The following is a 7,698-nucleotide window of genomic DNA, read 5'->3' on the forward strand; positions in this document are numbered from 1 at the left end:
CTCAGGCGTAGATGTAACCACCTGAGACAATGACGTTTTCGCCGGTCATGTAGGTATTCTTGGGTCCGCCGGTCATGAGTACCCACTCGGCGATTTCCGTCGGCTCGGCGCCGCGGCCGAGAGGGCTTGCCTTAGCCAGCTCCTCGAGGAAACCGAGCGCCTTTGCCTTCTCCGTGGCCATGCCGGCGGGTGCGACGGAATTCACCAGGACGCCGTCCTTGGCGACGTGATGGGCAAAGGAGCGCGTCAGGCTGACGACGGCTGCCTTCGTCGCTGCATAATGGGCGTTCTGCGGATGCGCCTTGAAGGCATCGACCGAGGTGAGGTTCACAATCCGCCCGCGCACATGGTTCTTCGGCTCTTGCGCCTGCATGTGGCGAACCGCGGCCACCATCATGTGATAGGTGCCCTTGATGTTGATGCCGTTGGAGGCGTCCCAGTCGGCGTCGGTGATTTCGAGCAGCGGACGGCGCGGATAGATGGCGGCGCAATTGATCAGCGTGTCGATGCGCCCGAGCTTCGAAACGATGGCGTCGAAAGCGGCATGGCACTGCGGGCCGACCTGGATGTCGCAAGTCGCCGCTGCGGTCGGCAGGCTCTTGGCCTTTGCCGGATCGAGGGCGCTCTGCGCTGCTTCCTGGTTGATGTCGATGATGCCGATCTTGGCCGCCCCGGCCTCGACAGCCATTTTGGCCAGGAGCGCGCCGAGGCCTGCGCCGCCGCCAACGATCAGAACGGAAAGGTCTTTCATCCTGTTTCCCTTACTTGGTGCCGCTCGGCGAGGTTGGCCAGGTGGGCATGATGTCAAAACGGGTAACGTCGGCCCATGCGGGGAGCGCGAGAACCGCGATCACCATCTTGGCCACGTCATCCGGCTGCACCACTTTGCTGGCGTACATGGCCTCGCGCGCCTTTGCGTCGAGGATGTCTTCATAGAGCTGCGTCTCGACACGGCCGGCGACGATCTCGGTAACGCGTATTCCGAACTGGGAGAGGTCGGCGCGCAGCGCGGCGGCGAAACCGGAGATCGCCGCCTTGGTGGCTGAATAGACGGCGATGTTGGAGAACGGCGCGTGGCCCGCAACGGAGCCGGTGAACAATATGTGCCCCGACTGACGCTCGCGCATATGCGGCACGACAAGGCGAGTGAGCATGATCGCCGCGCTGAGGTTCACCTCGAGCGTGGTGTCGATGTCGGCGATGTTCATATCGGCGAAATTGCCGAGCGGCGGCATGATGCCGGCATTGTTGATCAAGACGTCGACGGTGAGATCGGCCAGCACCGATTCCAGCGCCTCGCGGTCGGTGACGTCGACGGCGATCGGCACGATGCCCGGACGCTCGGCCTGTAGCTCCTTGAGCGCGGCCTGGCTGCGGCCGACGGCATAGACGTCGTAGCCGGCGTCGCTCAGCGCAATTGCCATCGCCCGCCCTATGCCGCTCGTCGCTCCTGTTATGAAGGCTGTCGTCACCTGGGCTTCCCCGATTGCTTGGATTTCAGTTTGCGGCCTGGGCCGATGCCGCGAAACCAAGAAAAGCAGCAAAAAGGAAAGATAAACTTTCGAACGCCTTTCGGCGGCTGGAATATTCCGGCGCGCCTATGCGGCGACAAACGCTGCTATCCCAAGGAAAACAATGTCCTCAACCCGCGAAGGCGAATTTCCGATCGCCAGCTGAGAAAAAACATGGCTTTCGTAAACAACCGGCCGCCTGCGCGGCGACAGAGGCGAACGACGTCGAAGTCGGCGAACCTACCCGGCGGTCGGCAAAGGCTTTTTCAGCTTGGTGAAAAGCGAGGCTGCCGCAGCCTTCTGCTCGGCCTCGGTTGCCTCGACGCCCGAGGCTTTGGCAAGGGCGCGCACACGTCCCAAACTGTTCTGCAGATGCTTGCGCATAGCCTGTCGGGCTTTGCCTCCATCCTGCCTTTCGATGGCATCGACGATGGCTTTGTGCTCGCTGTGGATGCGCGCGTAGTAGCTGTCCTTGAGGGCAGGCTCGACGACATAACCGAGCTGGAATCTCGGCACGATCATCGGCCCGAGATAGGCAAGGAAGCCGTGGATGAATTCGTTGCGCGCCGCCTTGGCGATCGCGAGGTGGAAGTCGTAATCGTAGTGGATCTGGACCGCGGCGGGATCGGCCTGCTGCGCGTCGATGTCATCCATCATCGCGCGGATGCTGCTTGCTTCCTTGTCGGTGCGGCGTTCCGCGCAGAGCCCGGCGGATTCCACATCGACGCTCAGTCTGAGTTCAAGCAAGGCTATGGTTTCCGGCAGGGTCCTGAGCGCCTCCTCCGGGATCGAGAAATTGCGCGGGGTCGGCGTCTCGCTGACGAACATGCCGCGGCCCTGCTGCGGCACCACCATGCCTTCGGAGCGCAGTCGCGCCACCGCTTCACGCACGACGGTGCGGCTGACATCGTATTCGGCGCAAAGCTCCGCCTCGGTCGGCAGCTGCGCGCCGGGCTGCAACTGACCGGAGCGGATCTTTTCGGCCAAGCTCTCCGCCACCAGGGTGGAAAGCGGCTTGCGTTTCGTCATTGAGGTCCTTCCGTTCAAGTTCAGATTCGGGATGATGCCCGAACCGGCAAGACCATTCAAACCGCGGCTGTCACAATCAGCTCGACTAGCATGCCGGGCTTGGCCATGCGGCCCTCGCCGGAGGAGCGGGCCGGCGCGTGCTCCTTCGGCATCCAGGCATCCCAGACCGTGTTGACCTCGTCGAAATCGCGCACGTCGTCCAGCCACATTTGCACGTGAAGGATGCGGGTCTTGTCGGTGCCGGCCGTGGCGAGCAAGGCATCGATCTTGCCGAGCACCTCGCGCATCTGGTCGGACGCGGATTGACCCGGTTTGGCGACTTGGCCGGTCAGGTAAAGCGTGCCGTTGTGGATGACGCCGTGATGAACGCGGGTGTCGAAGTCGAAGCGCTGGATGTCGGTCACGGGTTCTCTCTCAGATAGCCGGCGTCCGCCGGATGGGATTGCCTTGCAGATACTGCGCGTAGGGCGCCTGGACGAGCCAGCCGGCGTCGATGGGCAGGGTCACGCCGGTTATCGAGGCGGCGCGGTCGGAGCACAGGAACAGCGCGGCCTCGGCAACGTCGCGCGGCTCGACGAAGCGGCGGAGCGCCGTGGTCGCCTGGATGGCTTCGGGGTTGCGCTCGCCCTTGGCGATCTTTGCTTTCAGCCCGTCCGACAGCGTGTAACCCGGAGCCACGGCATTGACGCGAACCCCGTGCGGGCCGAGCTCGGCGGCCAGCATCTGGGTGAGGGCCAGCACCGCATGCTTTCCCGGCGTGTAGGCCGGCAGCGATAGCGGCGCGAAAGAGGCAAGCGAGCCGACATTGAGGATCGCCCCGCGCCCGGCCGCCGACATCAGCCGGCCGAACACCTGGCAGCCGAGTAGGGTGCCGCGATAGTTGATGCGCCACATCTTTTCGTCTTCGTCGAGATCCTGGTCGAGCACATGCTTGCCGCTCTGCAGGATGCCGGCGCAGTTGACGACGACATGAGGTGTACCGAAGGTGTCGCCGACGGCTTGCGCCAGCGCCTCGACGGAAGCCGGATCGGCGACATCGGTCTGCACGAAGAGGGCGCGCGGCGCGCCTATGCTCGCGCAGGCGCTCGCCGTTTCCTTGCCACGGACGCTGTCGCGGCCGGCGACGACCACCTGATAGCCGTCCGCGGCAAAGCGCTCGGCGATCGCACGGCCGATGCCGGACGTGCCGCCGATGACGACCGCTGTCGATGCCTCAGCCATTGCCGCGATCCTTCCGCTCGATGTCGAAGAATTCGGACATGGCCTCGACCTGGAAATCCATCATCGGGCGCCCGGGCTGGATGCGACAGCCGATTTCCTTCGCCGCCTTGAGCAGGGCGGTCTCGGCTGGCTCCATGATGATGTCGACCACTGTCATGTTCGGGGTCAGCTTGGTCACGTCCATCGGCAGCGGATCGCTGGCCTTCAGTCCGGAAGGTGTCGCGTTGATCGCCATGTCCATTCCGGATGGATCGGGCTCTCCGACCTCGATCCGGCAGTTGGGAAAAGCCTTGTTGACCAGCGATGCGAGTTTTTGCGCGCGTTCCCTGTCGATGTCGGCCAGGCGGATTTCCGCCGCGCCTTCTTCGGCAAGGCAATAAGTCAGCGAGGCGCCCGCGCCGCCGGCGCCGACCTGGAGGATGCGCTTGCCGGCGATCCGGTGCTCGCCGGCCTTCAGCCCCTCGATGAAGCCGACGCCGTCGAAATTGTCGGCATGCCAGCTGCCATCCGCCTGCCGGCGCACGGAATTCGCGCTCTGCACGCGTGCGGCGCGATCGTGAGCCGTCGCACATTTGTGAAAAACCGCGACCTTGTATGGCACCGAGATAATCACGCCCCGAATGTTCTCGGCCGCCGTGATGCCGGCCCAGAAGGTTTCGAAATCCTCCGGACGGCAGCTCAACGGCACCATCAGGCTGTCGAGGCCCTTCTGCTCGAAGATTTGGTTGAACATGCCGGGACTCTTGGCATGCCCGACTGGATGGGCCAGCATCACGAAGACATCGGCTTCGCCGGTTCCGCGCATCGGTTCATTCCTTTTCATTTGACAGTTCATGATTACTCAAGGTCTCGATCGCCCGGACGAGGGACGAGTGGTCGGCCTCGGCACCTCCCGCTCGCGCCGAACAGGCATTCATCAATTGCTGCGCCATCGCCGTGTTCGGAAGGGAGACGCCAAGCGCATGTGCGCTTTCGAGCGCGAGGTTGAGATCCTTCTGGTGAAGCCCGATGCGAAAGCCCGGCGCGAAGGTGCGGGAAATCATGCGCTCGCCATGCACTTCGAGCACGCGGGAAGAAGCAAAGCCGCCCATCAGCGCGGCGCGAACTTTCGCCGGGTCGCAGCCGGCCTTGCTGGCGAAGACCAGCGCCTCGGCGACCGCCTCGATGTTGAGTGCGACGATGATCTGGTTGGCGATCTTGCAGATCTGCCCAGCGCCATTCTGCTCGCCGATCAGGGTGATGTTCTTGCCCAGCCCCTGGAAGATCGGCAACGCCCGTTCGAAGTCGGCTGCCGGACCGCCGACCATGATGGTGAGGCTCGCCGCATTGGCACCGACCTCGCCGCCGGAGACCGGCGCGTCGAGAAAGCCCGCTCCGACTTCTCGTAGCTTCGCCGCGAATTCAGCCGTGGCGATCGGGCTGATCGAGCTCATGTCGATGACCAGCTTGCCGGCCGAAATTCCTTCCAACACACCGTTCCGCCCGAGCAGCACGCGCTCCACGTCGGGCGTATCCGGCAGCATGGTGATGACGAGCTCGGATATCCGCGCCACCTCGGCGGGGGAGGCTACGACTTTTGCCTTCAAGTCCCTTGGAAGAGGGGAGCGGTTCAGGACCGTGACGACCTCGTGCTCCGCGTCGGCGAGATGCCGCGCCATCGGCGCGCCCATGACGCCAAGTCCGATAAAGCCGATTTTCATGCGCAACTCCCGTTCCGCGTCAGAGCGCCTTGCAGCTCGAGTTCGACGTATGATATAGGACATCATACAAACTTCAATGCACCTTCTTCTCATTGGAGACCGATCGCAAAATGCAGGAGCGCGTCAATTCGCTGAAGGCGGCCGTTCAGGCCGGCCGGGCTCATATCGGCATCTGGTGTTCGCTGGCTTCGGCGCTTACCACCGAGGTGGTCGCGGGCTCCGGGGCGGGCTGGCTGCTGATAGACGGCGAGCACAGCCCGAACGATCTGCGCAGCATCATGGCGCAGCTGCAGGTCGCGGCGGCGTTTCCGTGCGAAGCCGTGGTGCGATTGCCGTCGGATGATGCCAATCTCATGAAGCAGGCATTGGATGTCGGCGCCCGCAGTCTGATGATCCCCAATGTGCGCACGGCCGATCAGGCATGCGCCATCGTCGCAGCCATGACCTATGCGCCAGGCGGCTTCCGCGGCTTTTCCGTCGGCCACCGCGCCAACGCCTTCGGCCGCATCTCCGGCTACCACGCCAATGCGCGCGAGCAGCAATTGCTGGCGGTGCAGATCGAGGACGAATCGGGCGTCGCCAATGCGGGCGAGATCGCCGCTGTCGAGGGCGTCGATGTGCTCTTCGTCGGCCCCGGCGATCTCTCCACCAATATGGGCGCGATGGGTAATCCAGGTGCTGCGCATGTGCAGGAGGCTATCGCTTCGGTGCGCAAGGCCGCGGCCGCCGCTGGCAAGGCCAGCGGCATCCTGGCGCCGGTCAAGGCCGACGCCGACCGCTATGTCGCCGACGGCTTCACCATGATTGCGGTGGGCTCGGATCTCGGTTTGCTGGCGCGGGGCTCGGATGCCCTTGTCGCCTCGTTCGACCAATAGAGCGGAGAACTGCCATGGCGATCCCCCCTTACAAGGCACCTTCGCGCGGCGCCTATGACATCGTCATCGTCGGCGGCGCGGTCATCGGCTCGTCCACGGCCTATTGGTTGAGCCAGGCGCTGGGTAGTCGCGTGTCGATCCTCGTCGTCGAGCGCGATTCGAGCTACCAATTCTCCTCGACCGCGCTCTCCACCAGCGCCATCCGCCAGCAATATTCCAATCCGATCAACGTGAAGATCAGCCAGTTCGGCATCGAGATCATCCGCGGTTTCCAGGAGCGGATGGCGCCGTTCTACACCAATGAGCCCGCGCCTGATCTAGGCTTCAAGGAACATGGATATCTCTATTGCTGCTCGCCCGAGGACGTAGACGCGGCGCGAGAACGGGTCGAGCTGCAGCGCAGCCTCGGCGCCCACACCGTCTTCCTCGAACCGGGCGTGTTGAAGGAACGTTTTCCGTGGCTGAATGTCGAGGACCTCGGCGGCGGTTCTTGGGGTTCGCGCGAAGAAGGCTGGTTCGATTCGATGGGCCTCCTCAACGGCTTCCGCCGCGCGGCGCGCGCGAGCGGGGTCGAATATATCGACAACGCCGTGACGGATTTGGATGTTTCCGAAGGCCGGGTCGTCTCGGCCCGCCTCGCGACCGGCCAGACCGTTTCCTGCGGAACATTGGTCAACGCCGCCGGTCCACGCGCACAGCAGGTCGCAGCCATGGCCGGCCTCTCCATCCCGGTCGCGCCCTACAAGCGCTACAGCTTCGTTTTCGCCAGCGCCAATCCCATCCCCGGGCGGATGCCCAATGTCATTGACCTTTCCGGGACATTCGTGCGTCCGGAAGGCGAACTTTTTCTCACCGGCAACACGCCGCAGGGCGACGGGCCGGCCGACTATGACGACTTCGAGATGCATTTTGAAGAGTTCGACGATTACATCTGGCCGGCGCTCTGGCACCGCATTCCAGCGTTCGACGCGTTGAAATTGCAGACAAGCTGGACCGGCCATTACGAATACAACATGCTCGACCACAACGGCATCGTCGGCTTCCACCCGCAGGTGAACAACTTCATGTTCGCCAACGGCTTCTCCGGCCATGGCCTGCAGCAGTCGCCTGCCGTCGGCCGGGCAGTCTCGGAGCTGATTGTCCACGGGGCTTTTCAGACGCTCGACCTGTCGCCGTTCAGCTACGAGCGCATACCGCGCAATCAACCGTTCCTCGAAGAGGCGGTGATTTGAGCCGTGTCAAACTGAGCCGACCAGCGCTCCCAATTTCATTTTAGGGAAAACGGAAATGAAGATCCTTGTGCCCGTGAAGCGGGTTGTGGACGCCAACGTCAAGGTCCGGGTGAAGGCCGACGGACTGGGC

At 63.6% G+C, this 7,698-nt stretch carries 9 protein-coding genes and 1 pseudogene; 3 read left to right on the plus strand and 7 right to left on the minus strand.

All coding sequences use genetic code 11. From position 1 onward, the window contains the following. Nucleotide 1 precedes the first annotated feature (1 nt). From FJ980_RS15165 to FJ980_RS15195, 7 genes are all read right to left on the minus strand, one after another. A complete protein-coding gene (locus FJ980_RS15165) occupies nucleotides 2-751 on the minus strand; it encodes an SDR family oxidoreductase (RefSeq protein WP_140543961.1) in 750 nt (249 codons plus the stop codon). Nucleotides 752-761: 10 nt separating this feature from the next. Then, nucleotides 762-1,472, minus strand: coding sequence for an SDR family oxidoreductase (locus FJ980_RS15170; protein ID WP_140543963.1), 711 nt, complete (start codon nucleotides 1,470-1,472; stop codon nucleotides 762-764). A gap of 279 nt (nucleotides 1,473-1,751) precedes the next feature. After that, a complete protein-coding gene (locus FJ980_RS15175) occupies nucleotides 1,752-2,540 on the minus strand; it encodes a FadR/GntR family transcriptional regulator (RefSeq protein WP_181181214.1) in 789 nt (262 codons plus the stop codon). A 56-nt stretch (nucleotides 2,541-2,596) separates the two neighbouring features. Beyond that, nucleotides 2,597-2,944 (minus strand): RidA family protein, encoded by a 348-nt coding sequence (locus tag FJ980_RS15180; RefSeq protein WP_140543967.1) that lies wholly within the window; start codon nucleotides 2,942-2,944, stop codon nucleotides 2,597-2,599. 10 nt (nucleotides 2,945-2,954) lie between these two features. Further along, nucleotides 2,955-3,761, minus strand: a complete 807-nt coding sequence (locus FJ980_RS15185; protein WP_140543969.1) for an SDR family oxidoreductase — start codon at nucleotides 3,759-3,761, stop codon at nucleotides 2,955-2,957. Beyond that, nucleotides 3,754-4,566: a shikimate dehydrogenase gene (locus tag FJ980_RS15190; protein WP_140543971.1), complete on the minus strand. Its 813-nt coding sequence runs from the start codon at nucleotides 4,564-4,566 to the stop codon at nucleotides 3,754-3,756. The genes FJ980_RS15185 and FJ980_RS15190 overlap by 8 nt, the downstream gene beginning before the upstream one ends. A gap of 4 nt (nucleotides 4,567-4,570) precedes the next feature. Further along, nucleotides 4,571-5,554 (minus strand): 2-hydroxy-3-oxopropionate reductase, encoded by a 984-nt coding sequence (locus FJ980_RS15195; protein WP_348640655.1) that lies wholly within the window; start codon nucleotides 5,552-5,554, stop codon nucleotides 4,571-4,573. 17 nt (nucleotides 5,555-5,571) lie between these two features. Between FJ980_RS15195 and FJ980_RS15200 the strand changes: the two genes are divergently transcribed. From FJ980_RS15200 to FJ980_RS15210, 3 genes and pseudogenes are all read left to right on the plus strand, one after another. Then, on the plus strand, nucleotides 5,572-6,336 hold the full coding sequence (locus FJ980_RS15200) for an aldolase/citrate lyase family protein (protein WP_140543973.1): 765 nt from the start codon (nucleotides 5,572-5,574) through the stop codon (nucleotides 6,334-6,336). A 14-nt stretch (nucleotides 6,337-6,350) separates the two neighbouring features. Continuing rightward, on the plus strand, nucleotides 6,351-7,568 hold the full coding sequence (locus FJ980_RS15205; RefSeq protein ID WP_140543975.1) for an FAD-dependent oxidoreductase: 1,218 nt from the start codon (nucleotides 6,351-6,353) through the stop codon (nucleotides 7,566-7,568). 55 nt (nucleotides 7,569-7,623) lie between these two features. Continuing rightward, nucleotides 7,624-7,698: pseudogene (locus FJ980_RS15210) on the plus strand (electron transfer flavoprotein subunit beta/FixA family protein); the annotation flags it as partial.

This window comes from Mesorhizobium sp. B1-1-5, assembly GCF_006443065.1.
Lineage (GTDB): Bacteria > Pseudomonadota > Alphaproteobacteria > Rhizobiales > Rhizobiaceae > Mesorhizobium.